Annotated in this window: 20 protein-coding genes, 2 tRNA genes and 1 pseudogene; 12 read left to right on the top strand and 11 right to left on the bottom strand. The window is 73.1% G+C overall.

What is annotated here, in order from left to right:
• Positions 1 to 305 precede the first annotated feature (305 nt).
• The 6 genes from WME96_RS41990 to WME96_RS41965 all read right to left on the bottom strand — a co-directional run bounded on the left by WME96_RS41990 (position 306) and on the right by WME96_RS41965 (position 9,142).
• Entirely contained in the window at positions 306 to 953 is a 648-nt protein-coding gene (locus tag WME96_RS41990; protein ID WP_437287143.1) for a hypothetical protein, read from the bottom strand.
• A complete protein-coding gene (locus WME96_RS41985) occupies positions 950 to 2,002 on the bottom strand; it encodes a chromosome partitioning protein ParB (RefSeq protein WP_437287142.1) in 1,053 nt (350 codons plus the stop codon). Before WME96_RS41985 ends, WME96_RS41990 begins: the two co-directional genes overlap by 4 nt.
• Positions 2,003 to 2,087: 85 nt before the next feature.
• Entirely contained in the window at positions 2,088 to 4,463 is a 2,376-nt protein-coding gene (locus WME96_RS41980; protein WP_437287141.1) for an AAA family ATPase, read from the bottom strand.
• Positions 4,464 to 4,543: 80 nt separating this feature from the next.
• Positions 4,544 to 5,533 carry a universal stress protein gene (locus WME96_RS41975; RefSeq protein ID WP_437287140.1) on the bottom strand — a complete coding sequence of 330 codons (990 nt, stop codon included), beginning with the start codon at positions 5,531 to 5,533 and terminating at the stop codon, positions 4,544 to 4,546.
• The gene (locus WME96_RS41970; protein ID WP_437287139.1) at positions 5,527 to 8,583 is read right to left on the bottom strand and encodes a glycoside hydrolase family 65 protein; all 3,057 of its coding nucleotides are present in this window, start codon (positions 8,581 to 8,583) and stop codon (positions 5,527 to 5,529) included. The genes WME96_RS41975 and WME96_RS41970 overlap by 7 nt, the downstream gene beginning before the upstream one ends.
• Before the next feature lie 154 nt (positions 8,584 to 8,737).
• A complete protein-coding gene (locus tag WME96_RS41965) occupies positions 8,738 to 9,142 on the bottom strand; it encodes a response regulator (RefSeq protein WP_437287138.1) in 405 nt (134 codons plus the stop codon).
• A 328-nt stretch (positions 9,143 to 9,470) separates the two neighbouring features.
• Here WME96_RS41965 and WME96_RS41960 point away from each other — a divergent pair, with 328 nt between their 5' ends.
• Positions 9,471 to 10,133, top strand: a complete 663-nt coding sequence (locus WME96_RS41960; RefSeq protein WP_044970202.1) for a response regulator — start codon at positions 9,471 to 9,473, stop codon at positions 10,131 to 10,133.
• A 33-nt stretch (positions 10,134 to 10,166) separates the two neighbouring features.
• Here WME96_RS41960 and WME96_RS41955 read toward each other — a convergent pair whose 3' ends face one another.
• A complete protein-coding gene (locus tag WME96_RS41955; RefSeq protein ID WP_437287137.1) occupies positions 10,167 to 10,802 on the bottom strand; it encodes a pentapeptide repeat-containing protein in 636 nt (211 codons plus the stop codon).
• Positions 10,803 to 10,855: 53 nt separating this feature from the next.
• Here WME96_RS41955 and WME96_RS41950 point away from each other — a divergent pair, with 53 nt between their 5' ends.
• Positions 10,856 to 11,728 (top strand): alpha/beta fold hydrolase, encoded by an 873-nt coding sequence (locus WME96_RS41950; RefSeq protein WP_437287136.1) that lies wholly within the window; start codon positions 10,856 to 10,858, stop codon positions 11,726 to 11,728.
• 79 nt (positions 11,729 to 11,807) lie between these two features.
• Positions 11,808 to 12,617 (top strand): exodeoxyribonuclease III, encoded by an 810-nt coding sequence (gene xth / locus WME96_RS41945; RefSeq protein ID WP_434043864.1) that lies wholly within the window; start codon positions 11,808 to 11,810, stop codon positions 12,615 to 12,617.
• A 13-nt stretch (positions 12,618 to 12,630) separates the two neighbouring features.
• Here the strand turns inward: xth and WME96_RS41940 are convergent, their stop codons facing one another.
• Positions 12,631 to 13,737 (bottom strand): penicillin-insensitive murein endopeptidase, encoded by a 1,107-nt coding sequence (locus WME96_RS41940; protein ID WP_437287135.1) that lies wholly within the window; start codon positions 13,735 to 13,737, stop codon positions 12,631 to 12,633.
• A gap of 312 nt (positions 13,738 to 14,049) precedes the next feature.
• Between WME96_RS41940 and WME96_RS41935 the strand changes: the two genes are divergently transcribed.
• The 4 genes from WME96_RS41935 to WME96_RS41920 all read left to right on the top strand — a co-directional run bounded on the left by WME96_RS41935 (position 14,050) and on the right by WME96_RS41920 (position 16,733).
• Positions 14,050 to 14,123, top strand: a tRNA-Arg gene (locus WME96_RS41935).
• A gap of 79 nt (positions 14,124 to 14,202) precedes the next feature.
• A tRNA-Lys gene (locus tag WME96_RS41930) sits at positions 14,203 to 14,278 on the top strand.
• A gap of 561 nt (positions 14,279 to 14,839) precedes the next feature.
• A complete protein-coding gene (locus WME96_RS41925) occupies positions 14,840 to 15,289 on the top strand; it encodes a hypothetical protein (RefSeq protein ID WP_437287134.1) in 450 nt (149 codons plus the stop codon).
• Positions 15,290 to 15,317: 28 nt separating this feature from the next.
• Positions 15,318 to 16,733 carry a sugar porter family MFS transporter gene (locus tag WME96_RS41920; protein WP_437287133.1) on the top strand — a complete coding sequence of 472 codons (1,416 nt, stop codon included), beginning with the start codon at positions 15,318 to 15,320 and terminating at the stop codon, positions 16,731 to 16,733.
• A gap of 19 nt (positions 16,734 to 16,752) precedes the next feature.
• Here WME96_RS41920 and WME96_RS41915 read toward each other — a convergent pair whose 3' ends face one another.
• Entirely contained in the window at positions 16,753 to 17,382 is a 630-nt protein-coding gene (locus tag WME96_RS41915; protein ID WP_437287132.1) for a LysE family translocator, read from the bottom strand.
• Between the two features lie 247 nt (positions 17,383 to 17,629).
• On the opposite strand from WME96_RS41915, the gene zigA reads away from it, so the two are divergent.
• Positions 17,630 to 18,883, top strand: a complete 1,254-nt coding sequence (zigA, locus tag WME96_RS41910; RefSeq protein WP_437287131.1) for a zinc metallochaperone GTPase ZigA — start codon at positions 17,630 to 17,632, stop codon at positions 18,881 to 18,883.
• 51 nt (positions 18,884 to 18,934) lie between these two features.
• Here the strand turns inward: zigA and rpmG are convergent, their stop codons facing one another.
• Positions 18,935 to 19,105 carry a 50S ribosomal protein L33 gene (gene rpmG / locus WME96_RS41905; RefSeq protein ID WP_437287130.1) on the bottom strand — a complete coding sequence of 57 codons (171 nt, stop codon included), beginning with the start codon at positions 19,103 to 19,105 and terminating at the stop codon, positions 18,935 to 18,937.
• A 224-nt stretch (positions 19,106 to 19,329) separates the two neighbouring features.
• Here rpmG and WME96_RS41900 point away from each other — a divergent pair, with 224 nt between their 5' ends.
• Positions 19,330 to 20,013: a DUF1826 domain-containing protein gene (locus WME96_RS41900; RefSeq protein WP_437287129.1), complete on the top strand. Its 684-nt coding sequence runs from the start codon at positions 19,330 to 19,332 to the stop codon at positions 20,011 to 20,013.
• A 3-nt stretch (positions 20,014 to 20,016) separates the two neighbouring features.
• Here WME96_RS41900 and WME96_RS41895 read toward each other — a convergent pair whose 3' ends face one another.
• Positions 20,017 to 20,367, bottom strand: coding sequence for a hypothetical protein (locus WME96_RS41895; RefSeq protein WP_437287128.1), 351 nt, complete (start codon positions 20,365 to 20,367; stop codon positions 20,017 to 20,019).
• Positions 20,368 to 20,537: 170 nt separating this feature from the next.
• Between WME96_RS41895 and WME96_RS41890 the strand changes: the two are divergent.
• The 3 genes and pseudogenes from WME96_RS41890 to WME96_RS41880 form a co-directional block, all read left to right on the top strand.
• A pseudogene (locus WME96_RS41890) lies at positions 20,538 to 20,766 on the top strand (catalase); the annotation flags it as partial.
• 243 nt (positions 20,767 to 21,009) lie between these two features.
• Positions 21,010 to 22,611 (top strand): serine/threonine-protein kinase, encoded by a 1,602-nt coding sequence (locus tag WME96_RS41885; RefSeq protein WP_437287127.1) that lies wholly within the window; start codon positions 21,010 to 21,012, stop codon positions 22,609 to 22,611.
• 302 nt (positions 22,612 to 22,913) lie between these two features.
• Positions 22,914 to 24,203 (top strand): Hsp70 family protein, encoded by a 1,290-nt coding sequence (locus WME96_RS41880; protein WP_437287126.1) that lies wholly within the window; start codon positions 22,914 to 22,916, stop codon positions 24,201 to 24,203.
• The last annotated feature ends 649 nt before the right edge of the window (positions 24,204 to 24,852 follow it).

Genomic DNA, 24,852 nt, shown 5'->3' with positions numbered 1-24,852 from the left:
TCCCAGCAGGCGCACGCCGGGTGCGGTCCGTTGGCCCGAACCGCCCCGAACGGGAGTCAGGAGGATCCCAGATGCCAGATCAGGGAAATGATGATTGACAGGGAGCATGTGGGCACCGTTCACGCTCGATTCGAGCGCTGGGCCGGAGCGCTGTCGCGCACGGGCGGCGCGCCTGCCTCGGCGACGAGGACGTGAGTGCGCGCAGCGCGGAGCTCAGTGCCTGTCTGGAGAGCTGCTGAGCGTCAATAGAGCGGCGAACCGGAAGACCGGCGGCAGCCGTGGACAGCGCGGAAGGCGCGAGTCGATCACCCCTCGTCGATGAGCTCGATCATGGTGGCGCGCGCCGGCCCGCCGGCGGGGATCCAGCGGCAGAGCTCGTCGACGCCGACATCGTCGACCACCCGGCGGAGCTCCGCGCGCGCGGCGGCGAGGTCGCCCTGCGCGGCGAGCGCGTGCGCCCGGGTGATGCGGTAGCGCTGGCGCACCTCGGGCGGCTCGTCGCGCTCGCCGTCGCGGCGGCCGACAAGGGAGAGCGCCCCCTCGGGGTCGCCCGCGCGCACGAGCACCGCGGCGCGCGCCCCGCGCACGAGCGGCCGCACCGACGGCGGCGCGCGACCCTCGTCCAGGTCGTCGAGGAGCCGCCGGGCCGCGTCGATGTCGCCGGCGCAGAGCTGCCACTGGGCGAGGTTGCTCAGGAGGAGCAGCCGCACCTGCGGAGGTATCCAGTCCCGCGGGACGTCGCGCAGCGAGGCGGCCGCCGCCTTGTAGTTCCCCTCCCACGCGAGCGACTGGCCGACGACGTGCGCGGCGTAGGCGTAGATGACGCGGGGATCGCCGGGGTGGGTCGGCGGCGCAGCGGCGGGATCCGCGGCGGGGCGCGCGGGCGGCGGTCCGGCGCGCGGGGCCTGGGCCGGCCGCGGGGGCGCGGGGAGGCGGGGCGCGCGCGGGATCACCCGGCGGGCTCCTCGGGCGGCCCGGCGGCGCGCGCGACCTGGTCGGGGCGGACCGCGGCCGGGTCGAAGCGCTGGGCGGCGGCCAGCATCTTGTTGAGCGTGGGCTCGAACGGCGCGTCCGGAGATCGCTGGAAGCGGAGCGGGTTGATGCGGGCGACGACGAACGCCTTCAGGTAGGGGCTCTCGAAGCCGCGCGCCCGGAGGCCGTCGACGGCCTGCGCGACAGCGTCGTCGAGCGCGAGCAGGAGGTCGGCGCGCGCGCTGCGGGTCTCGAGCGCCTCCGGGAGCGGCTCGTCGAGGAAGCGATCGATGTGCCGGAGGACCGACTGGTAGGCGCCGCCCGAGAAGCGCGGGCGCCGCTCGTAGCAGAGGCCGAGCGTGAGCAGGCTCGGCTCCTCGAACTCGAGGCGGAACTCCTGCTCCGGCCGCGGATCGAGCTCCGCGAGGGAGCGCGCCATCCGCGTCACCTCGAGCGCCTTCTCGCGGACGTTGTGCGCCTTCTCGGTGTTGAGGGCGAGGATGCGGTAGGCGATCCGCTCGTCCGGCAGCACGAGCGCGACGGCGCTCTTCGCGCCGAGGCGCGTGAGCGCGGCGCGCCGGTGGTTGCCGTTCGGCGTCCAGTACCGGCCCTCGCCGGGCGCGGCCGGCGGGGCCCGGCCCGGCCCGGACGAGAGCGGGGCCCGCACCGCGATGATGGGGTCGAGGAAGCAGTCGAGCTTGTCGATGACCTCGCCGAGGCGCGCGACGTGCGCCTCCGAGAGGTCGCGCTGGAACGGCGTGGGCTCCACCCGGTCGAGCGGCAGGCCGGCGAGGATCGCCCACGCGCCGCCGACCGGCTCGCGGTAGATCGCGAGCACGCTGCCGCCGTCGCTCTGGATCGCGTCGCCGAGGGCGGCGACCTCCCGCGGGGGCGCGCCGGCGGCGAGCTCGACGGCGGCGAGGCCGCGCGTGCCAGCGGCCGGCGCGGCCTTCTTCCGCCGCGCCCGGGGGGCAGGCGCGGCCTTCGGCTCCTTCGGCGCCCGTGCTTTGGCTGTGCGCTTCGCGGCCATCGATCGTCCTTGGCGACCCCGGAGCATGCTCCGGGGATCGACCTTCCTCGGCGACCCCGGAGCATGCTCCGGGGATCGACCCTCCTCAGCGACCCCTGAGCATGCTCCGAGGATCCGCGCCCGTCCCCCCTCTCATCGTGTCGGCGATCGCCTGGTAAAAGCGATCGAGCCGCTGGTCCGCCGCGTGGAATACGGTCCCTTCCGGATACCTGCCGTCCGCGTCCGCGACGCCCGCCGGGACGCCGGTGATGATCTCGATGCCCTCTTCCACCGAGCTCACCTCGAAGACGTGGAAGCGGCCGGCCTCGATCGCGGTGACCACATCGCCCCGCAGCATGAGCGCGTCGCGGTTGGCGCTCGGGATCAGCACCCCCTGCTCGCCCGTCAGGCCCTTGGCGGCGCACAGGTCGAAGAAGGCCTCGATCTTCTCGTTGATGCCGCCCACGGGCTGGATGCTCCCCTGCTGATCGATGCTGCCCGTCGCGGCGAGCTCCTGCCGGATCGGGACGCCGGAGAGCGCCGACAGGAGGGCGTAGAGCTCGCTGGAGGAGGCGCTGTCGCCCTCGATGGGCTCGTAGGTCTGCTCGAAGACGAGCGAGGCGCCGAACGAGAGCGGGCGGCGCTGGGCGAAGCGGGCGGCGAGGAAGCCCGTGAGGACGAGCACGCCCTTGCTGTGGAGCGGGCCGGACATCTCGACCTCGCGCGCGATGTTCACCGGGCCCTCGAGGCCCGGGTAGACGACCGCCGTCACCCGGCAGGGGCGGCCGAACGTCTGAGGGCCGTCGGACAGGACCGAGATCGCGTTGACCTGCCCGACGTGGCGGCCGGTCACGTCGATGCGGATCGTCCCGTCGGAGAGCATCTCGTGGACGTGGTCGCGGAAATGGCTGCCGCGGCGGCGCGCCGACTCGAGCGCCTCGTTGACCTCGGCGCCGTCGACGACCTTGCGGCCGCGGCGCTGGGCGCGGTAGCCGGCCTCGGTCGCGACCTCGGCGATGAGCCCGACCTGGGCGCTCACCTTGGTCTGGCTCTCGGCGAGGCGCCCGCCGTGGAAGAGGAGCGCGGTCACGCCGTCGGCCGTGATCGGCGGCAGGCCGCGATCGTGCGCGAAGCCGGCGAGGAACGCCGGGTACGTGAGGAACGCCTGATCGAGCGAGATCGTCGTCTCGAAGCGCGCCTGCACCTTGAAGAGCTGCGAGAACTCCGGATCGGCGTCGTGCAGGTCCTGGTAGAGCTGCGGGTTCGTGACGAGGACGACCTTCACGTCGATCGGGATCGGCGGGAAGAGCAGCTCCTCGGCGGTGCCGCGGAAGTACGACGGGTTGTGCTCGGGCACGATGAACTTGCCAGCGAGCAGGCAGGCCTTGAGCTGCTCGTAGAGCGCCTCGTTCTTGAGGAGCGCGCCCGCGGGCAGGATGAGGAAGCCGCCGGCCGCCTCGTGCAGCGCGCCCGCGACGGCGAAGCCGGGCTCCGGGGGGAAGCCGGAGTCGGGCGGCGCGTGCGTGCGGCCGAACAGGGCGCTCAGCGTGGGGTAGGGGACCTCGACGACGGGGGCGCCGGAGTCGGGCGTGTGCTCGGTGAGCAGCGTCGGGACGACGACGCCGCGCGGGAGCGTGGCGCCGCCCTCCTCGCCGCGCGCCTCGTCGACGAGCAGGCGGAACTCCTTCGAGACGACGGTCTCGACGTCCGCGAGGAAGGCGCTGATGTCGTCGCGCCCCTCGAAGCGCGCGAGGACGGGCTGGAAGCAGCCCTTCACGCCGTCGCTGAGGAGCTGCTTCACGACGCTGCGCAGCTCGACGTCGGCCTCGTCCTGCACCGTGGCGAGCCGCATCTCGAACTCCTCGATGGACCCGGCGACGGCGAGCAGGGCCTCGCCGTCCGGCGCGCTCGAGGAGTCTTCGAGCGAGGTGATCTGCACCTCGTCCTCGCCGCGGACGAGGTCGAGGCCGAGCTCGCGCGCGGCGGCCTTGAGCTGCTCCTCGAGCCGCCGCTCCTCGGCGTTGACGCGGCGCTGGATCTTGCCGCGCGCCTGCTTGAAGCGCTCGCCCTCGGTGGCGCCTCGCAGCGCGTCGACGAGCTTCTCGTGGAGCTCCTCCATCGCCTCGACGAAGGGGCGTCCCTCGCCCGGGGGGAGCGAGAGGACCGTCGGCTCGCTCGGGCGGTGGGGGTTCGGCAGGAGGAGGATGTCGTCGGGCGTGGGGCGGCTCGCGGCGATGCGCTTCGCGACGGCGCGCGCGCAGAACGTGCGGCCCGTGCCCGGCGCGCCGACGACGACGACGTGAAAGCGGGGCTGGCGGATGTCGAGGCCGAAGGCGAGCGCGGCGAGGGCGCGCTCCTGCGAGCCGATGCCCGCGGACAGCGGGGCGACCTCGTCCGTCGTGGAGAAGCGGAAGCTCTCGGGCTCGACGATCTTGCGGCACTCGCTGGCGGGCAGCTTCCGGGCGACCATATGGCGGCGCACGATAGCGCCTTTCGCCGCCCGTTGGCGTGGAGCGCGCCGGGCACCGCGCCGCGGCGCCGATCCGCGCCGGCGAGCGCGGTCTACCGCCGCAGGACCATGACCGGGCACGGGGCGCCGCAGAGCACGTCCCGGAAGACGCCGCCGTGCCGGTCGGCGACCTGGCCGTGCCAGACCAGCACCACGAGATCGCTCGCCAGCTCGCCGGCGAGGCGCAGGATCTCCGCCGCCGGCGCGCCCTTGCCGAGGAAGAACCGCGTGGAGACGTCGTGGGGGCAGTGGCCGATCGCGCTCAGGAACCGGCCCAGGAACTCCTCGGTGAACGCCGGCCACTCGTGCTGGGGCTGGTCGACGTAGAGGGGCGCCACCATCGCGCCCGGCTCGGAGGGCGCCGGCGTCGAGACGGGCGGCGCGTCCTCCGCGTCGTCGCGCGGCGAGGCGCCGCCGACCATCACGATGTCGAGCTCGGCGCCGAGGGTGCGGGCGAGCTCCCCGACGGGGGTGATCGCGGCGGCCGTGCTGGGGGTGCCGTCGAGCGGCAGCAGGATGCGCCGGAGCCGGGTCGCCGGCCGGTGCGCGGGGCCGATCACGACGACGCCGCACGCGGCGGCCTCGAGGGCGCGCGCGGCGAGGCAGCCGACGCCGAGGGGGTTGTCCGTGAGCTCCTCCGGCTCGGAGGCCACGACGACGAAGGCGGCGTCGCGGCGCTCCGTCGCGGAGGCGAGCGCGCCGGGGAGATCGTCGCTCGCGTCGACGTGCAGCACCACGCCGTGCAGCGCCTCCGGGTCGACCCCGAGGTGGGCGGGCACGTCGATCGGCTCGATCGGCTCCGAGGACACGACGAGCCCGTGCAGCGGCGCTCGCAGCGCGCCGGCGATGAGCCGCCCGAGCTCGACGGCGCCGAGGTGGACGCGGCGCCCGTGGAGGGCGACGAGCACGTTCCTGTTCCGCACGCCGCTCATCGGCGAGGGCTCGTCGTCCTCGTGCGCCGGATGGGGCGGCTCGAGCTCGGAGACCGATCCGGACAGCGCTCCCCGTCCGCCGGGAGACCCGTTGCGCGCGGCGCTCACCATGTCGTCACCTCCTCCCAGGGGTGGAACCGTCCGCCGGCCCGCCGCGCCACGTAGCGGCGGCCCGGCTCGGCCACCAGGGCGCAGGCGGGCGCGCCCGCGTCGAGCGCGCAGATCGTCAGGGGCGCGCTGCCCTCGAGCGCGACCTCCACCGCGCCGTCTTCCACGTGGATCTCGAGCGCGCGGCCCCGCCAGGAGATCGGGATCTTGAGGTGCCGCCACCCTGGCAAGAGGTGCGGCTCGATCCCGATCGCCTCGTCGTCGGTCGGGGGAAGCGGCGCGCGCCCCGGCCCGTCCGGGCGCTCGCTGCGCGGCACGCGCGTGATGCCGGCGACGCCGAACGCGACGGCCTGCCAGAGGCTGCCCATCGCGGCGATGTGGACGCCGCCCGCGGCGTTGCCCATCGTGTTGCCGAGGTCGATCTCGGCGGTCTGGTCGAAGTAGCGCTCGGCGAGGGCGTGGAGGTCGAGCCGGGCGGCGACGAGCGCGTGGGCGCCCGGGCTCAGCGAGCTGCCGTGCGCGGTGCGCGGCTCGTAGTAGAGGAAGTTGTCGCGCCGCGCGCGCGCGGGCACCGCGCTCCAGAGGAGCGCGACGAGCTGCACGACGTCGGCCTGCTTCACGACCTGGCAGCCCTGCGTCCGCTCGCGCCCGAGCAGCGCGTCGATCGGCGCGCTGCGCACGGCGTGGTCGGCGATCGAGAACGGCGCGAGGCGGAAGTAGCCCGCGAACTGCTCGATGAGGCCCGTCTCCGGATCGATCCCGAGGGCGATGCGGTCCGCGACGTCGCACCAGCGGTCGGCCTCCTCGGGGCGGAGGTCGAGCCGCGCGAGCACGTCGCCCCGCGCCTCGCCGCGCCGGACCGTCGCCGCGGCGGCGCGGAGGTTGTACCGCGCCATCCAGTTCGTGAAGGCGTTGTCGTCCACGCCCTCGTGGTACTCGTCCGGCCCGATCACCCGCCGGATGTGGGCGCGGCCGTCCGGCCCGAGCTCGACGCGGCTCGCCCAGAAGCGCGCCGTCTCGATCAGGACCTCGGCGCCCTCGCCGCGCGCGAAGTCGAGGTCGCCGGTCGCGCGGCCGTAGGCGTGCGCCGCGTAGGCGACGTCGGCGCTGATGTGGTGCTCCTGCTCGCCGGAGAGCACCCGGGTCACCTCGCCGAACGGCGTGATCACGAGCGGCGGCGTCGTCTCGTCGCCCGTGTCCGCCGACTCCCACGCGTAGAGCGCGCCCTCGTAGCCGAGCGCCCGCGCCTTGCGGCGCGCGCCCGGCAGCGTGCGGTGCCGGTACAGGAGGAGCGCGCGCGCGGCCTCGGGGTAGCAGTGCGCGTAGAAGGGGACGAGGAAGATGTCGGTGTCCCAGAAGACGTGGCCGCGGTACGCCTCGCCGCTGAGCCCGCGCGCGCCGACGGAGCAGCGCGGATCCTCGGGGTTCGCGGAGCCGATGAGGTGGTACAGGGCGAAGCGGAGCGCCCGCTCGATCTTCGGGGCGCCGTCGATCTCGACGTCCGCGCGGCGCCAGCGCTCCGCCCACGCCCTTGCGTGCTCGCCGAGCAGGTCGTCCATGGTGCGGGCCGAGAGCTCCGCCTGGAGCGCCTCCCCCGCCTGGCGCGGCGCGGGGGTGTCGCGCGAGGTGTGCAGCGTCGTCGTGCGGAAGAGGCGGCGCCGCTCGGCGACGCGGACGCTCACCTCGCAGCGCTCGGCGATCGAGCGCGCGTCGGACGTGCGCGCGCACCGCGCGCCCTCCGCGGCCTCGGGCGGGGGCGCGCCCTCCGCGGCCTCGGGCGGGGGCGCGCCCTCCGCGGCCTGATCCGGGAGCACCCGCAGGTGCGACGTCATCGCGGTGACGAGCCCGCCGTGCGTGCGCCCGACGAGGATCAGGCTCCGCGCGCTCGCGTCCGCCGCGAAGCGCTTCCAGTGCGCCGCGCCGCTCGCGCTCTTCACGTCGCCGCTCAGGATCGCGTCGACGCGGATCGTCCCGGTGAAGTTCAGCGGGGCGACGCTGACCGCCTCCATCAGGACGTGGCGGTCCGCGAGCGAGGCGGCGTGGAGCGTGTGCAGGCGCGCGAGGTGTCCTCCCTCGCCGCACCGCAGGCAGTCGCGCAGCAGCACGCCGCGCCGCATGTCGAGCTCGCGCCGGTGGTGGAGCACGCCGCTCGTCTCCGCGGAGAACGGCTCGCCCTCGATGACGACGCTGAGCCGGCCCCAGTCGGGGGCGATGACGAGCTCCGGGACGCGGCTCACGTCGGCCGAGGGCTCGAACGCGCCCGCGATGAACGTCGCCGGCCGCGACACGCTCGATCCCTCCGCGAGCGACGCGCGCGACCCGAGGTAGCCGTTGGCGATCGCGAGCAGCGACTCGATCTCGTGCTCGCGCGCGACGTCGAACCCCGGCTCGTCGATGACCCACGCGGCGTCGCGCGGCGCCGCGTGGGGGCCGAGCTCCAGGTCGAGCTCGCGCTGGAGCGCGAGGATGTCGCAGAGCCGCTGCGCGCTGGCGGCCGCGTGGACCGCGCCCGCGAGCTCCGGCGCGTCGCGGAGCCCGCCCGCGTACGCCGCCGGCGCGCCGCCGCCCGGGTCGGCCGAGATCGCGAGCCGATCGCGCGGCTCGATGCGGAGCGGCGCGACGACGCGCGCGAGCAGCTCCGCGAGCGCGGAGCGGCCGTCCGGCGCCGCGCGGGCGACGAGCGGGACCGCGTCGCCGCGGCGATCGAAGCCGTGGAGCTCCGCCGCCCCGAGCGCGCCGACGAAGAGCCGCCTGCGCCCCTCGGCTCGCCCGCGGCGCCCGAGCCGCCGCGCGAGGTCGGGCACGGCCTCGGCGGCGGCGAGGACGGCGACGCGCGCGCCCATCGCGAGCAGCGCGTCGATCAGCGGCGCGGCGCGGTCGCCCGCCTGCGCGACGAGCCCCCCGTCGATCGCGACGAAGCGGAAGCGGTGGTGCAGCTCGGCGGGCAGCCTGATCGCGGCCGGCGCGCTCGCGGCGGCGGGGCTGCTCGACCCGCCTCGCATCAGGAAAGGCGCGGTGTCTGGCATGGGCGCGCTGTCTGGGAGCGACGACATCCTCGGCTTCCCCCCTTCCTCAGCTTCCGCCCATCCTGGGCTTCCGCCCGGGCGGTTTACGCGAGGACCGTGCCGCCGCGCCTGTGCAGGTCGGGATCAGCGCGGGCGGCGGCGCGCTCGCGATGCACGGCGCGCTCGTGCTGCACGACGCGGATCAGCGCACGGCGCGGATCAGCCGGTCGAGCACCACGAGGAGCCTGTCGACGTCGAACGGCTTCGCGAGCACGCCGGCCACGGGACCTCGGATGCTGGGCTCGCTCACGCCGGAGAGCAGGAGGACGGGCACGTCGACGCCCGCGGCGGCGAGCGCCGTCAGGAACTCCTCGCCGGTCATCTCGGGCATCACATAGTCGAGCAGCACCGCCCGGGGCCTGGCCCCGCGGGCGAGGCGGTCGAGCGCCTCCTGCGGGCGCGTGAATCCCTGGACGCGGTACCCTTCATCGGAGAGCAGGTCGATCAGCGAGTCGACCAGCGCCGGATCGTCATCGACGACGAAGATCTCCGCGCCCCCGAGCGGGGAGGCGCCGGTCAGGCTCGGGGAAAAGCCCGGCGAGCTCATCCAACTTCCCTCGATCGCGGGCCTTTTCGGCGCATCAAGCGTGCGAAGGATACCAGACGGCCGCCGTGGCGGCATCGGTGGAGGCTCGCGCGGAGGCGGAGCGAAGCGTCATACCTCCCACGCCGCAGATCTCCACCGAGCCCCGAAACTCGCTCAGGACGGAGTTTTCCTTATCAATTGGGCTTGCCGCCGCGCCGCTGCTTGCAGATCGTTGAGCACCTGATACCCCTGTAAGGTTCCTCCCAGGACGACCTGAGCAGCTTGACTTGTACTGCTCATGGGTATCGAATTGTGGTCCGAAGGACATCCCAATCCCCCTGTGGTCATCATGGCGGAAACCCCTGCTAGCAAGCTGCACATCTACCTCATCGACGATCATCCGGTCGTTCGCGAAGGCTTCGCTCGAGCGCTCTCGGATGAGCCCGACATGGTCGTCGTGGGCCAGGCTGGGACGGCGGCCGATGCCTTGCGCGAGACGGCGAGCTGCAAGCCCGACGTCGTGCTCGTCGATCTCAACATCCCCGACCGGGACGGCATCGAGCTCCTCGGAGCCCTGAGAGCGCAGCTACCGCAGGCGAAGCTCCTCGTGCTGAGCGGCTATGACGACGAGTTCCGCGTCGCCGAGGCGCTGCGCGCGGGCGCGCAGGGCTACCTCGTGAAGACGTCGAAGCTCGAGGAGGTCATCGAGGGCATCCGTCGAATCGCGACGGGCGGCGCGCCGCTGTCCTCGAGCATCGCGGGCGCCGTCGTGCGCGCGATGCGCAAGCCGGCGAGCGAGGGCTCTGGCGGCCTCGACGCGCTGACGCCGCGCGAGCGTCAGGTCCTGCGGCTGCTCGCGGCCGGCGTGTCGACGCGCGAGACGGCCGCGCGGCTCACGATCAGCCCGAAGACGGTGGAGACCCACCGCGTGCGTATCTACGCGAAGCTCGGGTGCAAGAGCGCGGTCGAGCTGACCCGCATCGCGGTGCGAACCGGGCTGATCGAGGCGTAATCCGGCCCCGATCGCGCGCGAGGCGCTGCCCTCTCATTTCCCGGGAGCGGGGCGCCTCGACTTCTTCTTCTTCGGCTGCGATCGCTCCGGCGTCGTCTCCGGCGACGGACGCGCGCTCGATCGTCCCTTCGCCTCTGCGAGCAGGCGATCGACGCGCACGCCGTCGATGGTGAGCCCATCGATCGTGCAGCCGACGATCTCGACGTCACGCAGGTCCGATCCTTCGATGCGGGCCCCGCGCAGGCTCACGTCGGACCAGCGGGTCGACGCGGCGTCGGCGTCGTCGATGCGGGCGCGGGCGAGCGACGTGTCGTCGATCGACGCGCCGGCGAGGGTCGCGTTGTGGAGGCGGGCGCCGCGCAGGTCGACGTCATCGAGCTCGGCCTCGGTGAGCGCGACGTTGTGGAGACGGGCGCCGCGCAGGTCGACGTCATCGAAGCCGGCCTCGGCGAGCGTGACGTTGTGGAGGCGGGCGCCGCGCAGGTCGACGTCATCGAAGTCGGCCCGGGCGAGGGCGACGTTGTGGAAGCGGGCGCCGCGCAGGTCGGCGTCATCGAAGTCGGCCCCGGCGAGCGTCGCGCCGTGGAAGCGCTCGGGCTTCGCCGGCCGGGTGACCTGGTCCTCCGCGGTGTCGGCGCGCGACGGCGTGATCGGGGGCTTCTTGGCCATGGGTCCATGCTAGCGCTAGGCGCAGGTCGCGCGCTCGCGCGGCCCGGAGAGCCATGAACGCACACGACGGCTTCGTGCCCCACCACGCCCTCGTCTCCGCGCCCTCGACGCCGCCCACCCGCTGGATGCTCGTGCTGCACGGCATCTTCGGCTCGGGCGCCAACTGGCGCACCTTCGTCCGGCGCCTCGTCGAGGCGCAGACCGCCGGCGCTGCGGCGCGGCCGTGGGGCTTCATCCTGGTCGACCTGCGAGCCCACGGCATGTCGCAGGGCCCGCCCGCGCCGCACACCATCGCGGCGGCGGCCGACGACCTGCTCCGGCTCGGCGACCGCCTCGGCCTCGACGTTCGCGGCGTCATGGGCCACTCGTTCGGCGGCAAGGTCGCGCTCGCGTACCTCGAGCGCCGTCCCGAGGGGCTCGAGCGCGGCTTCATCCTCGACGCCGATCCGAGCGCCAGCTCCGCCGGCGAGAGCGGCTCGGAGAGCCCCGGCGTCCTCGATCTGCTCCGCGCGATCCCGCAGCCGATCGCGTCGCGCGAGGCGTTCCTGGAGGCGGTGCAGGCCGCCGGCTTCAGCCGCGGCATCGCGGAGTGGCTGGCGATGAACGTCCGCCGCGAGGGCGACGGCTTCCGCATCCGCCTCGACCTGGACGCCCTGAACGCGCTGCTCACCGACTACTTCGCCCGCGATCTCTGGCACGTCCTGGAGGACCCGCCGGTGTCGACCGGCGCCGGCGCCGAGGAGCGACACGTCCACGTGGTGCTCGGCGGCAGGTCGGCGTCGATCTCGCCAGCGTCGCGCGCCCGCTTCGAGGCGCTCGCGGCGCGCGCGCCCTGGGTCTCGGTCCACGTGCTGAAGGCCGCCGGGCACTGGCTGCACGTCGACGACCCGGAGGGCCTCTTCGAGGTGATCCGGTCCGCCCTGTAGGGGAATCTCCGGCAGGGGGCGCGCGGCCGCGATCCAGGCTTTTCGCCCTGGGCTCCCTCCACTATCGGTGAGCGGACCTATGCGCATCGCGTCCTGGAACGTGAACTCCATCCGCACGCGGCTCGAGCAGCTCACGAGCTGGCTGGTCCGCGCCGCGCCCGATGTCGTCTGCCTGCAGGAGACCAAGGTCGAGGACGGGAGCTTCCCCGAGGCCGCGCTCTCCGAGGTGGGCTATCGCTCGATCGTCTTCGGCCAGAAGACCTACAACGGCGTCGCGATCGCCGCGCGCTTCGGCCTCTCGATCGACGACGTGAAGAAGGGCCTCGACGGCGACGAGGAGGACGTCGCCCGGCGCATGCTGGCGGCCACGGTCGAGGGGGTCCGGATCATCAACGTCTACGTGCCGAACGGCCAGGCGGTGGGCACGCCGGCCTTCGCGTACAAGCTCGCGTGGCTCGGGCGGCTGCGGAGCGAGCTCGAGGCGCGCTACAGCCCCGATCAACAGCTCCTGATCTGCGGCGACTTCAACGTCGCGCCCGAGCCGATCGACGTCGCCGAGCCGAAGAAGTGGGAAGGGCAGGTGCTCTTCCATCCGGACGAGCGGGCCGCGCTGGGGCGCCTGATGGAGTGGGGGCTCGTGGACGCGTTTCGCGCCTGCCACCCGGGCAAGGCCGCCTATAGCTGGTGGGACTACCGGATGGGCGCGTTCCGGCGGAACAAGGGCCTCCGCATCGACCTCGCGCTGGTGACGCGCCCGCTCGCGGCGCGCTGCACGGACGTCGCGATCGACACGCGCCCGCGGGAGCTCCAGCGCCCGTCGGATCACGCGCCGGTCGTGGTGGAGCTCGCGGACGGCGCGGCGCCGCCCGGGGCCGCGCCGGCGGCCTGAGCGCGGCCGGACCTCAGCGGGGGGCGTCTGCCTGCGCGGCCGCGCCCGCCGCGGGCGAGCTGGCCGGGGTCGCCGGCGCGGCCGCGTCCTCCGCGTAGACGTCCTCCGAAGACGCGAGCGCCGCGGCGCCGCGCGCCTTCTTCGGCTCGCCTGTGGCGCACCCGGGTCGGGCCACCGACTCCTCGACGCAGGCGCCGCGCATCGACGCGGGGCACGCCACGCGGATGTGGAAGTGATCGTTGTGCAGGTCGGCGTCCCTGGGGCTCATCATCGCGGCCGCGGCCCGGGCTCGCATCTCCGCCGGCACGCGCTTCTTCGCGGCGTAGGCGAGCAGCCGCGCCCTCAGCGCGTCGGTCACGAACAGGTACTTGACCCCGGCCTGCCGGTCCTGGAGCAGCGCCTCGACGAGCGCCCAGTTGCGCATGTCGTCGAACCGCGCCCCGGGGAGGCCGATGGCGTTGCCCCTGTCGTCGAACGCCACGAACCGCTCCGTGCGCAGCGTCTTGCCCTTCGAGTTCACGACGTAGAAGCCGACGTCGGCGTCGCGCCCCGTCTGGTGGGAGTTGTGCCCGTCGAGCGCGCCGCCCGCTCTGGCCGAGAGATCTCCGACGAGCAGCGCGGAGTCGCCGTGCTTCTTGGCGACCTGGAAGGCGGCGCGCCGGAGGGCCTTCACGAGCACGGGCAGCCCCCAGGTCCTGGCGCCCTCGCGCACCTTGAGGTGCCGCGACGACCGGAGCCGCACGGCGCCCGTCAGCCGCCCCCGGTTGGGAGCGCCCTTCGACAGGAGCCTGGGCTCGTCGGCCTCGGCGGCGGTGCCGCCGCGCTTCGCGCGGAAGGCCTCGTCCCGCTTCGCGGCGCGCTTCTTGGCCGCGCGCTCCGGGGCCTTCGCGCCCTCGCGCCGCGCCGCCCGCGCTTCGCTCTCGGCGCCGGCCGAGCTCCGCGCCGCGCGGCGCTTGCCGTGCGCGCTCTTGCCGGCGGCCGGCTGCTGCTCCGCCCCGACCGGCTCCGCGCTCGCCGGGGCGCCGACGGCCGGCGCTGCGACCGAGAGCGCGAGCAGGAGCGCGGCGACCGGGCCGCGCGAGGCGAAGAGGCGGCGAGAGAGCGGACGAAGCAGCGGCATGGCGGGGCGGACCCTACCCTGCGGCACCGCGCGCAGAGAAATTCTTTCGCAATCCGGCCACCGGCCAGGCGCGGCCGCCAGGCACGGCCGCAGGTACCGCGCGGAAGGGGCGCCCGGCCCGCGGCGCGGGTGGCGGCGGGTGACGGCGCGCGACGCCGGCGATGCCGTGCGGGCGGTCCTGAAACGCGTCCGTCCGAGCTCAACGGAGGGGGGCGGCCTGAGAATTGCGCGCCGTATGTCTTCAACGCCTTGACACAACCGGTCCCGTGCGGTTAGAAGCGTTCCGCGTGCCCCGCCGAGGGGACCGCAGGAGCGCCCGTAGCTCAGCTGGATAGAGCGTCGGACTTCGAATCCGAAAGTCGCCTGTTCGAATCAGGCCGGGCGTGCCGGGCTCAACGGGCGACTCAAGCGATCCGGCGAGACTCCGGGGATCTGTTCCAGATTCGGTTGATTGACAATCCATCCGGGCCATTAGCTCAATTGGTAGAGCAGTGGACTCTTAATCCATTGGCTGAAGGTTCAAGTCCTTCATGGCCCACCAAGGATACGCTGAGGATCTCGCGATCCTCATCGAGACCGAGCTGCTCCGCCCGACGATTCGTGGACGGATCGTCGAGCGGACTGACCAGCTCGGTCGGTAATCTGGCGTGACACGTCGCCCGGCCAGGACTCTGCGGGCCTCCCGCACGGAGCTCCCGGCTCCGCCGCGGATCGTCGCTCTCGGTCCGTGCAGGCGATCGTGCTGATCAGCGCGTTCTTCGCCTGATGCGCGTCGAGCCGGGCGTGCTGCGCACCGGCTGGATCGGGAAGCACGCGACCGGGCCTGTGGTGCCGGCGCGTCCGGCGCGTCGAGGCCGCCCCGCGCCTGATCCCGATGGTGACATCACGACGTCAACCGAGGCCGCGGCAGGCCGGAGTGCAGGCCGCGCGTCGTGCATGTCCTCGTGGCACCGCCACCCGATGATCCATATCCCACCCCGGCACGATGCTTGCCGGAACACGACGACGTGACCGAGCAGCCGCGGTGCCGCCCAGCCCGGATTCGATGCCCGAGAGCGGCGGCGGGGCCGCCGTGAAGCAGGATGGCGATCGAGGTGGCGATATGAAGCTGGTGGACACGGGACGACGGGTCGGCTGCCGGATAGGGCTCACGCTCGGCCTTCTCGCGAGCGCGGCGCTCGCCGGCTGCGGCGGCCCGAGCGCGCAAACCGTTCATGGCACGCAGCTCGCGCCCGGCGCCGACGCGCGCATCACCGCCGATATCGACGCCGACGCCGCGACCACACGGCTGGCGGTCGACGTCGTTCACCTCCCGCCGCCCGCGCGGATCGAGGCTGGCAGAGAGCGCTTCGTCGTCTGGCAGCGCCCGGGCTCCGAGACCCCGTGGCGACGGGTCGGAGTGCTCGACTACGATCCCGACAGGCGAAACGGCGCGCTGGTCGAGACGACCGTGCCGCATGCCAGCTTCGAGCTGCTCATCACCGCCGAGACGCAGAGCAGCCCCCCATCCCCGTCGTCTGCCGCCGTCATCGGTCCGACGTCGGTCGGGTAGCGGCGCGCTCGCGTGGTTTCTCGGTCTCATGCGAGCTCCCACGGCACAGCAAGGCGATGGACGCGGTGAGGAGCACGTCTCCACCGCGCGGATCGCCCTCATCGCGTCCGTCGCCGCGCTGGGCGGCTTCCTGTTCGGCTTCGACACCGCCGTGATCAACGGCGCTGTCGGCGCGCTGGAGAGGATGTTCGCCGCGCAGGCGGTCACGGTGGGCCTGTCCGTGTCCTCCGCGCTGCTCGGCGCGGCCGCCGGCGCGGTGTTCGCAGGCAGGCTGGCCGACCGCCACGGCCGGACGCGCACGATGCTCGTGACGTCCCTGCTCTTCGTCGTCAGCGCGGCGGGCTCGGGGGCGGCGGTCTCGCCCTGGGACTTCAGCGCGTGGAGGGTGCTCGGCGGCGTGGCCATCGGCGCGGCGAGCGTCGTCGCTCCAGCGTACATCGCGGAGATCGCGCCGGCTCACCTCCGCGGCCGCCTCGGATCGCTCCAGCAGCTCGCGATCGTCGTCGGCATCTTCGTCGCCCTGCTCAGCGATTACGCCATCGCGACGTCCGCGGGCTCGGCGGCGAGCCCGTTCTGGCTCGGAGCCCGCGCCTGGCGATGGATGTTCTGGAGCGCCATCCCGCCGGCGCTCCTCTACGGGCTCGGCGCGCTGCTGATCCCCGAGTCTCCGCGCCACCTCGCGGCGAGGGGGCGCGTGACCGAGGCGCTCGTCGTGCTCCGCGGCGTCGTCGGCGCGGCCGCCGAGGCGAAGCTCGCCGACATCCAGAGGACGCTCTCGTCCGAGCGACGGCCGAGGCTCGCGGACCTGCGGGGTCGCTCCGGGCTGCTCCGCATCGTCTGGATCGGCATCGGCCTCTCGGTGTTTCAGCAGCTCGTGGGCATCAACGTCATCTTCTATTACTCGAGCGTCCTCTGGCAGGCGGTCGGGTTCTCCGAGCGAAGCTCCCTCGCCATCACGGTCATCACCGGCGTCACGAACATCGCGACCACCTTCGTCGCCATCGCGACCGTCGACCGCCTCGGGCGCAGGCCGCTGCTCATCGCGGGTTCCATCGGCATGGCGCTGACGCTCGGCACCATGGCGGCCGTGTTCGGCGCCGCGGGCGAGGACGCCGCGGGCAACCCCGTCCTGAGGGGCGCTGCCGGCCCCGTCGCGCTGCTCGCGGCCAACCTCTATGTCTTCTGCTTCGGGGCGTCCTGGGGCCCGGTGACCTGGGTGCTGCTCGGCGAGATGTTCGAGAACCGCATCCGCGCCCTCGCCCTCTCGATCGCGGCCGCCGCGCAATGGCTGGCGAACTTCCTCGTGAGCGCGACCTTCCCCCTGCTCAAGGTGGCCGGCCTGGGCATCGCCTATGGGCTCTACGCCGCCGCGGCGGCGGCCTCGCTGGTGTTCGTCGTCGCCTTCATCCCCGAGACGAAGGGCAAGGAGCTCGAGGAGATGTGATCCCGGGAGCTCTCGCTCCTCAGGGACGCTCCAGGACCATCCGCACGCCGAGCGCCACGAGGACCACGCCGGAGAGCGCCTCGAGCGTCCGGCGCGCGCGACCGCCGGTCATGGCGGCCTGGAGCCGGCCGAGGAGCAAGACGAGCGCCAGGTACCAGGCGGTGTCCACGGCGACCCACACCAGCGAGAGGACGAGCAGCGCCGACATCATCGGCGCACCGGTCGGCACGAACTGCGGCAGGAACGAGGCCGCGAACACGGCCGCCTTGGGGTTCGCCAGGATGGTGAGCAGGCCGATGCGGAAGGCGCTCCAGCCGCCGGCAGCGGGTTCCTGGGCCGCCGACCCCGCGTCGCCGTTGCCGGCGCGACGCCGCCCGAGGATGGACTGAACGCCGAGCACGATGAGGACGGCCGCGCCGGCGAGGCGGAGCGCGTGGTAGGCGACCTCGGAGGCCTCGACGAGCGCAGAGGCCCCGAGCGCCGCGACGAGGGCCCAGAAGAGGAGCCCCACCTCGTTCGCGGCGATGGTCGCGAGCGCGGAGCGGGGCCCGCCGCGCAGGGCCTGCCGCACGATGACGGCGGTGCTCGGCCCCGGGATCATGGCCAGCACCAGCGCGGCGCCGCAGAAGGCAAGGAGGGTCGAGGTCACGAGGACCCTTGTTTAGCCGCTGAACGCTCCGCCGGCCAGGCCCGGCCGCGTTGCCCTCGGGGCCGGAGAGTCGAGCGGGCGAGTCCGCCCTCCAGGCTCCCGTTCGCCGGAGCGCCCTGGCCACCGGCCTTCGCCGCCCGACGCGGCGGCGAGCGAGCGTTAAAATCGCAATTGTGTTGCAATTGATTTTTGATTGCCATAGTGTGGCACGCTCGCGCTGCGGACGCGCGCCGAGAGAGGCCTCTTTGTGACTACAAAGCTCCCTGTGACCGTGCTGTCCGGCTTTCTGGGCGCCGGCAAGACCACGCTGCTCAACCACGTCCTCGCGAACCGCGACGCGCTGCGCGTCGCCGTGATCGTCAACGACATGAGCGAGGTCAACGTCGACGCGGCGCTCGTCCGGGGTGGGGGCGCGGCGCTCCGCCGCGTCGAGGAGAAGCTCGTCGAGATGTCGAACGGGTGCATCTGCTGCACCCTCCGGGAAGACCTGCTGGTCGAGGTGGCCCGCCTGGCCGGGGAGGGGCGATTCGACTACCTGCTCATCGAGTCGACGGGCATCTCGGAGCCGCTCCCCGTGGCCGAGACGTTCACCTTCGCCGACCCAGCGACGGGCAAGAGCCTCTCGGAGCTCGCCCGGCTCGACACGCTCGTCACCGTGGTCGACGCGCAGCGGTTCCTCGCGGACTGGACGAGCGCCGACGAGCTCCGGGCGCGCCGGGCCGCGCTGGACGACGACGACGAGCGCACGGTCGCCGATCTGCTCGTCGAGCAGGTCGAGTTCGCGAACGTGCTCGTGCTCAACAAGACGGATCTCGTCGGCGAGGACGAGGTCGAGCGGCTCACCGCGATGCTCCAGCACCTGAACCCCGGCGCCCGGGTGATCAGGGCCTGTCGCGGCCAGGTCGATCCGCGCGAGATCCTCGGCACGGGGCTCTTCGATTTCGAAGAGGCGGCGCGCTCGCCCGGCTGGATGAGGGAGCTGCGCGGCGAGCACGTGCCCGAGACCGAGGAGTACGGGATCGAGAGCTTCGTCTACCGCGCAGACCGCCCGATGCACCCGGAGCGGCTCTGGGCCTTCCTCCACGGCGCGACCGCGTGGGATGGAGTGCTCCGCTCCAAGGGGTTCTTCTGGCTCGCGACCCGCATGGACACCACCGGCGCCTGGTCGCAGGCGGGCGGCGCGGCGTCGTTCGAGGCGGCGGGACGCTGGTACGCGGCCCTGCCCGAGGAGCAGTGGCCGGAGGACGAGGAGGAGCGCGGCGCGCTCGACGCCGCGTGGCATCCGACCTGGGGCGACCGGCGGCAGGAGATCGTCTTCATCGGCGTCGACATGGCCCGAGACGAGCTCACGCGCGGCCTCGACGCCTGCTTGCTGACCCAGGACGAGATGGCCGCGGGGCCCTCCGGCTGGAGCCGACTCGACGACCCTTTCCCGGCGTGGGAGCAGGCAGAAGAGGTGGAGAGCGAGGCCGAGACCGAGCAGCCACTCAGCCCTGCGTGAGGCCGGCGTGAGGCCCGCCGCAGCACGACGGGCCCACCCTCCGTGTCGCGCCTACTTGCCGCCCGCCTTCGATATCTTCCCTTCCGTGAAGACCACGTGTTTGCGGGCGATCGGATCGTATTTCTTCATCTGCATTTTCTCCGCCATCGTCCGCTTGTTCTTCGTCGTGTGATAGCAGTAACCAGTTCCAGCAGACGAGACGAGCTTGATGATATCGCGCACGAGGTGCTCTCCTTGTCGGCGCGCGTCGACGCTTGCCGACGCTTGATGTCAGGCCGTGCTCCGCGCAGCGGAGCGCCGTGCGGGCCGGACACCGCACCATTACATCGGCGTGGCCGTTCATGCAACTTGATTGCATCAACGGCGCGCCCTGTGGCATCATGGCCCGTGAGGTTTCGTCGCGGCATGGCGGCTCAGGCCGCGGCGCACACGGAGACGAACACGATATGATGACGACAACGAACGCTGAGGATCCCGGAGATCTCGCATCTCCGCGCGCGGAGCCGGGCAGCTCGACGCGCATCGTGACGGAGCTCGCCGATCTGGCCGAGCTCGCGTCACCCGAGGTGAGCGTGTGCGTGCTGCGGCGACGCATCGACGCCGACGTCGAGGGCTTCGTCCGCGAGCGGCTCCTGCCGCAGCCGCTCTCCGAGGCGCTGCTCGTCGATCCCGCCGCGCCCGACCTCGCGGCGCTGGCCGCGGGAGCGCCCCCTTCGCCCGGCCGTGACGCCTTCCTTCACGACGTGCGCGGGCTGAGTTCGCTCTTCGCGGATCTCACCGGCTGCCCGCGGGTCGGCGTGCGGCTCGCGCGGCTCACGACGCCCATGTGTCCCCGTCTCCACGCGGACATGGTCACCGTCCGCCTGGTGACGACCTATGTCGGGCCCGGGACGGAGTGGGCCGAGCACGCGGCCGTCCGCCGGGACCGGCTCGGACACCGCGCGAACGGCGTCCCCGACGAGCGCTCGGGCGTGCTGCGCGCCGGCGCGCGCCTCCGCCGGATGGCGCCGTTCGACGTCGGGCTGCTCAAGGGCGAGGCCTGGCCAGGCAACCGGGACCGCGGCGCAGTCCACCGGTCGCCGCCCGGGACCTCGCCGCGCGTCGTCCTGACGCTCGACGCCCTGGCCTGAACGCTACGCCATCACCTGCACGTCGCCGTGATGGTCGCAGTGCCCGCTGTGCGGGTGGTGCAGGTGGCCGTCGACGAGGAAGTCCACGTGGTCTCCGTGGGGGACGGCGGGGTGCCCGCAGCCCTGTCCGTGCTTGTGCTTCACGTCATGTCCCGAGCACGCGTGGCTCGGGGTGCACTGCGCGGGATTCGCGTCGTCCACCGAGAGGACGTGCTCGTCAAAATGGCCCTCATGCTCATGATGCAAGTGGCCATCATGCAGGTAGTCGACGTGGTCGCCGTGGCGGATCGCCTGGTGTCCGCACGTCTTGCCGTGGTCGTGCGCATGATCCTCGTGCGTCGCGTGGTTCTTCATCCTGATCTCCTTGGTCGAGCGGGAGGGAACGCACTGCTCTGGAAGAGCAGAGGCTGCCTGCCTCAGCCTCCGAGGCCCCGATCCCTCGGCTGCCATTCACGAGGACGCGGGCCTCAGGTGAGTTAACCTACCGCAGGGCACGCGCGCGTCATTCAATTTCTCGGGCAGCGATCGGCGCCGCCAGAGCTCGTCTCCCGGCCAGCGTGCCGCTCGACTCCGTGCGGTCGCGCGCCGAGGGCGCGCAACTCACCACCCATTCAAGGGATTCCCGTTCTCCCGTACCGGTGACTCGCTGAAGCCGGCCCGCTCGGCCCCACGCTCCTCGGGGACATTCGCTTTCGTGAACAACTGGCCCGCTTCGGCCCCGAGCGGATCCCGGAGCGCGTCGTGCACGCGCGGATCCGACGCTCACGGACATCCCCGCGTGACGCCGGTCGGCGCCGCGTGACGCGACGGCGGTGTCGGTGAATGGCGGCGGATGTCGGCAGGTTCCGCCGAACGTCGCCGCGCCCATGGGACGCCGACGGGCCTGCGTGACGCCCACGGGCGCTGCGCGACGCGGCCGGCGGGCACCGCGCGCCGCAGGCGGGCGCGGCCGATCCGTCTCCCTCGGACCCGCATCTCGTCCTAGACTCGCCGTCGATGGTCGAGCTAGCCAGGCACGCCGACCCGGACCAGGCGCGGCAGGCACCCCCGGAGAGACCCACCCGACGCTGCCCCGCGTGCGGGGTCCGGTACCCGCTCGACTTCCTCGTCTGCCCGATCGACGCGACGGCGCTGGAGCTCCAGGGCGTCACCGCGACCGACCCGATGGTCGGCGAGCTGCTCGCGGGCAGCTTCTGCATCACCGGCGTGATCGGCGCGGGCGGCATGGGCCGCGTCTACGTCGCCGAGCACATCCGCCTGCCGAAGCGCTTCGCCGTCAAGGTGCCCCACGAGCACTTCGCCAGCCACCGGGAGGCGATGGCGCGCTTCGAGCGCGAGGCCCAGACGATCGCGCGCGTCGGCAACGAGCACGTGATCGACGTCGTGGACGTCGTGCGCCTCAAGGACGGCCGCCCGTGCATGGTGACCGAGCTGCTCAAGGGCGAGGACCTCGGCAGCCTCCTCGACCAGGTCGGCAAGCTGCCGCTCCCGACCGCCATCACCATCTCGCGCCAGGTGTGCCGAGGCCTGGCCGCGGCCCACGCGACCGGCGTCGTCCACCGCGACCTCAAGCCGTCGAACCTGTTCCTCGTGCGGCGCGAGGGCGGCAGCATCCACGTGAAGATCCTCGATTTCGGTGTCGCCAAGGTGCTCGACGGCGCCGACCTCACCCGCACGGGCTCGGTGGTCGGCACGCCGCAGTACATGGCGCCGGAGCAGGCGCGCGGCTCCGCCGAGGTCGACTCGCGCGCGGACATCTACGCGGTGGGCGCGGTGCTGTACCGCATGCTGACGGGCGATCGGCCGTTCCCCGACGAGGAGCCGACCCGGGTCATGATCCGCCTGCTCACCGAGGATCCGCGGCGCCCGCGCGACATCGACAGGACCATCCCGGAAGGGCTCGAGGCGCTCATCCAGCGCGCCATGGCCCGCGCGCGCGAGGACCGGCCGCCGTCCGCCCAGGAGCTCGATCGCCTGCTCGCGGACTTCGACATGCAGGACCCGCTCAACCCTGCGCGCGCGCTCGCGCTGCCCACGGCGGTGACCGAGGGCGCGCCGAACGACGAGGTGGCCACCGTCGTCATCCCCAACGCCCAGGGGCAGACCGCGGACGACGTGACGCGCAGGGCGCGGCGCGCGCGGCCGGTCGCGGTGCTGTTGTCGATCGCGGTGAGCCTCGCGGCGGGCGCGGCCGTCTTCACCAGCGCCGCGATGGTCCTGCGGATGATCTACGGCATCACCGAGCGGCGGGCGCTCGACGAGACCGAGCTCCTCATCGCCGGGGCGGCCGCGGGGGCGCTCTCGCTCTTCGCCTTCATCGGCACGATCCGGGTGCTCGTCGGCCGCTGGCGGAGCGCGCCGGCCATGGAGCGCCTCGGCAAGGGCCTGCTGGCCACGCTGGTGTGGCTGTTCATCTCGTGCGGCGTGCTCGCGCTCTGCGCCGCCGCCTACAACGCGTTCGCGCTGCCGATCCCCGCGGCGTGGCTCGCACCGAACGACTGGCTCGGCTGGATCAACGTGGGCGTCGTGGGGCTGCCGACCCTGATCGCGCTGGTGGCGCTCATCGTGGCGCTGCGGCGGGTGACGCGCGTTTCCTAGCCCGGCCCCCGTGGAGGGGGCTCGTCGCGCGGGGCAGCGACGGGCTGAACTCGCGTGGGACGTCGTGTGCCCGTCGTGCTGCGCACGCCGGACACACGACGTCATTTGCGCTCAGACAACAGCCCGTCGCCACCCCGCGCGACGAGCCCCCTCCACGGGGGCCTACGGTGGGGGTGGATTGGGCGAAATCCGCTCATCCCGCGAGCCCGTCAGTATTTTCTCATGCATTCGACAGCTTGTAAATAGGTGGTTGAATCGGCGAGAACTCCGGGCCCGCGAAGCACCCATGAGGAGGCGAGAGCATGTCCGCACGATTCAGGCCTGAGATGTATGCCGTCGATTTCGGTACCTCCAACTCGCTGCTCTCGGCGGCCAGCGCGGAGGCGACCTGCCCGCCCATCCCGCTCGACGGCGCGGCGGCAGACCCGACCGTCCTCCGGAGCCTGCTCTTCTTCGGGCAACAGCGGTTCTCGTGCGGCGCAGCGGCGATCACCGATTTCGTCGCGAACGGGATGCAAGGGCGCTTCATCCGCTCGATCAAGAAATACCTCCCGGACCGGAGCTTCTCCGGCACCCAGATCGGGCACCGGGTCGTGACCATCGAGGACCTGATCGGCCGGTTCCTCAAGGAGATGCGCGATCAGGCGAACCGATATTTCGAGGCGGACGTCGCGCGCGTCGTGCTGGGCAGGCCGGCGAAGTTCTCGACCGACCCGGCGGACGATCGGCTGGCCGAGGAGCGGCTCGAGCGGGCGGCGCGCATCGCCGGGTTTCGCGAGATCTTCTTTTGCCCCGAGCCGGTCGCCGCCGCGCACGATTTCCAGCTGGAGCTCGACCGCGGGGGCGTCGTCCTCGTGGCCGATTTCGGGGGCGGGACGTCCGATTACACGATCGTGCGGATGCGCCGGGAAGGGTTCGCGCCGTCCGACGTGCTCTCGCTCGGCGGCGTGTCGATCGCCGGGGACGCGCTCGACGGGAGCCTCATGCGGCACAAGATCGCGCGCCACTTCGGCGCAGAGGTCACCTACCGCGTCCCGCTCGGCTCGAACCTGCTGACCATGCCCCGGCCCATCGCCGAGAAGCTCTGCTCGCCGGCCGACATGACCGTGCTCCAGCACCGCGACGTGCTCGCCTTCCTCCGCGACGTGAAGGCGTGGTCCCTCGGGCCCGAGGACCGACAGCGCATGGATAACCTGCTCTGCCTCGTCGAGGACTCGCTCGCCTTCCGGGTGTTCGAGGAGATCGAGCGCAGCAAGTGCGCGCTGTCCGGCGAGGCAGCGACGGAGTTCCGCTTCGACTACCCGTCAATGCACATCCGCGAGCCCATCGCGCGGGAGGACTTCGAGACCGCGAGCGAGCGGCAGGTCGACGCCATCCTCCGCGCCCTCGACCACACCGTGCAGGACGCGGGGATGTCGTTCGACGACGTCGACGTCGTGTGCTGCACCGGCGGCACCGCCAGGGTGCCGGCCCTCCGGCGCGCGATCGAGCGCCGCTTCGGCCCGGGCAAGGTGAGGCAGCTCCGGAGCTTCCACTCGGTCGTGCAGGGGCTCGCCGAGCGCGCGCGCAGCATCGCCGCCGCGTCCGCCTGATCGGCCGCCGTCGGCGCCCGGGGCCGAGCGCGCGCCGTCGGCGCCCGGGGAGGGCACGGCCGCGGCCGCCGCCGCCCCGCCGCCGCCGCCGAGCCACCGGGGATCGCCCTCGACGATCCACGGGTACGCCTCGTGGAGCGCGCGCTCCATCCGACCGCCGTAGGTGTGGCCCGCGCCCTCGGCGTGGAGGACGCGCGCGGTCAAGCCGCCGCGCTCGAGCACCGCCTGTGTCTCGCGCGCCTTGGCCGCGCAGTCGGCCCGGCCGCACGCGAGCAGCACCCGCGCCCCCCCGGCGCCGCGAAAGCGCCGGGCGGTGCCCAGCGTCCACTCGCCGAAGCCGCCATAACCACCCTCGATCAGCGCCGCGCGCGCGAAGCGCGCGGGGTGCCCGGGCAAGAGCAGCGCGCCCATGATCGCCCCCTGCGAGAACCCCGCATAGACGGGCTCGCGGAGATCCACCCGATCCCCGAAGCGCCGCGACAGGGCCGAGACGGCCGCGGCGACCTCGCGGCTCAGCGCGCGATGATCCGGGTAGTAGAAGATCCCGTCCGGCACCCGCGCGTCGATGGGCTTGCCGCGCGGGCAGAGGATGAACCCGGCGCCCCGCACCATCGCGCGCCAGACGTCGCAGTGCCACTCGGGCCGATCG

The organism is Sorangium sp. So ce406 (genome assembly GCF_051474675.1).
Lineage (GTDB): Bacteria > Myxococcota_A > Polyangia > Polyangiales > Polyangiaceae > Sorangium > Sorangium cellulosum_G.
Note: the sequence above shows the minus strand (reverse complement) of the source record. Positions and strands in the feature narration are given on the sequence as shown.

What these genes read in the sequence shown, in the direction of transcription:
- WME96_RS41985 (WP_437287142.1), bottom strand. Translation starts at nt 2,002, where the DNA reads ATGGCCGCGAAGCGCACAGCCAAAGCACGGGCGCCGAAGGAGCCGAAG.
- WME96_RS41975 (WP_437287140.1), bottom strand. Translation starts at nt 5,533, where the DNA reads ATGGTGAGCGCCGCGCGCAACGGGTCTCCCGGCGGACGGGGAGCGCTG.
- WME96_RS41970 (WP_437287139.1), bottom strand. Translation starts at nt 8,583, where the DNA reads ATGTCGTCGCTCCCAGACAGCGCGCCCATGCCAGACACCGCGCCTTTC.
- WME96_RS41965 (WP_437287138.1), bottom strand. Translation starts at nt 9,142, where the DNA reads ATGAGCTCGCCGGGCTTTTCCCCGAGCCTGACCGGCGCCTCCCCGCTC.
- WME96_RS41960 (WP_044970202.1), top strand. Translation starts at nt 9,471, where the DNA reads ATGGCGGAAACCCCTGCTAGCAAGCTGCACATCTACCTCATCGACGAT.
- WME96_RS41955 (WP_437287137.1), bottom strand. Translation starts at nt 10,802, where the DNA reads ATGGCCAAGAAGCCCCCGATCACGCCGTCGCGCGCCGACACCGCGGAG.
- WME96_RS41950 (WP_437287136.1), top strand. Translation starts at nt 10,856, where the DNA reads ATGAACGCACACGACGGCTTCGTGCCCCACCACGCCCTCGTCTCCGCG.
- xth (WP_434043864.1), top strand. Translation starts at nt 11,808, where the DNA reads ATGCGCATCGCGTCCTGGAACGTGAACTCCATCCGCACGCGGCTCGAG.
- WME96_RS41940 (WP_437287135.1), bottom strand. Translation starts at nt 13,737, where the DNA reads ATGCCGCTGCTTCGTCCGCTCTCTCGCCGCCTCTTCGCCTCGCGCGGC.
- WME96_RS41925 (WP_437287134.1), top strand. Translation starts at nt 14,840, where the DNA reads ATGAAGCTGGTGGACACGGGACGACGGGTCGGCTGCCGGATAGGGCTC.
- WME96_RS41920 (WP_437287133.1), top strand. Translation starts at nt 15,318, where the DNA reads ATGCGAGCTCCCACGGCACAGCAAGGCGATGGACGCGGTGAGGAGCAC.
- WME96_RS41900 (WP_437287129.1), top strand. Translation starts at nt 19,330, where the DNA reads ATGATGACGACAACGAACGCTGAGGATCCCGGAGATCTCGCATCTCCG.
- WME96_RS41895 (WP_437287128.1), bottom strand. Translation starts at nt 20,367, where the DNA reads ATGAAGAACCACGCGACGCACGAGGATCATGCGCACGACCACGGCAAG.
- WME96_RS41885 (WP_437287127.1), top strand. Translation starts at nt 21,010, where the DNA reads ATGGTCGAGCTAGCCAGGCACGCCGACCCGGACCAGGCGCGGCAGGCA.
- WME96_RS41880 (WP_437287126.1), top strand. Translation starts at nt 22,914, where the DNA reads ATGTCCGCACGATTCAGGCCTGAGATGTATGCCGTCGATTTCGGTACC.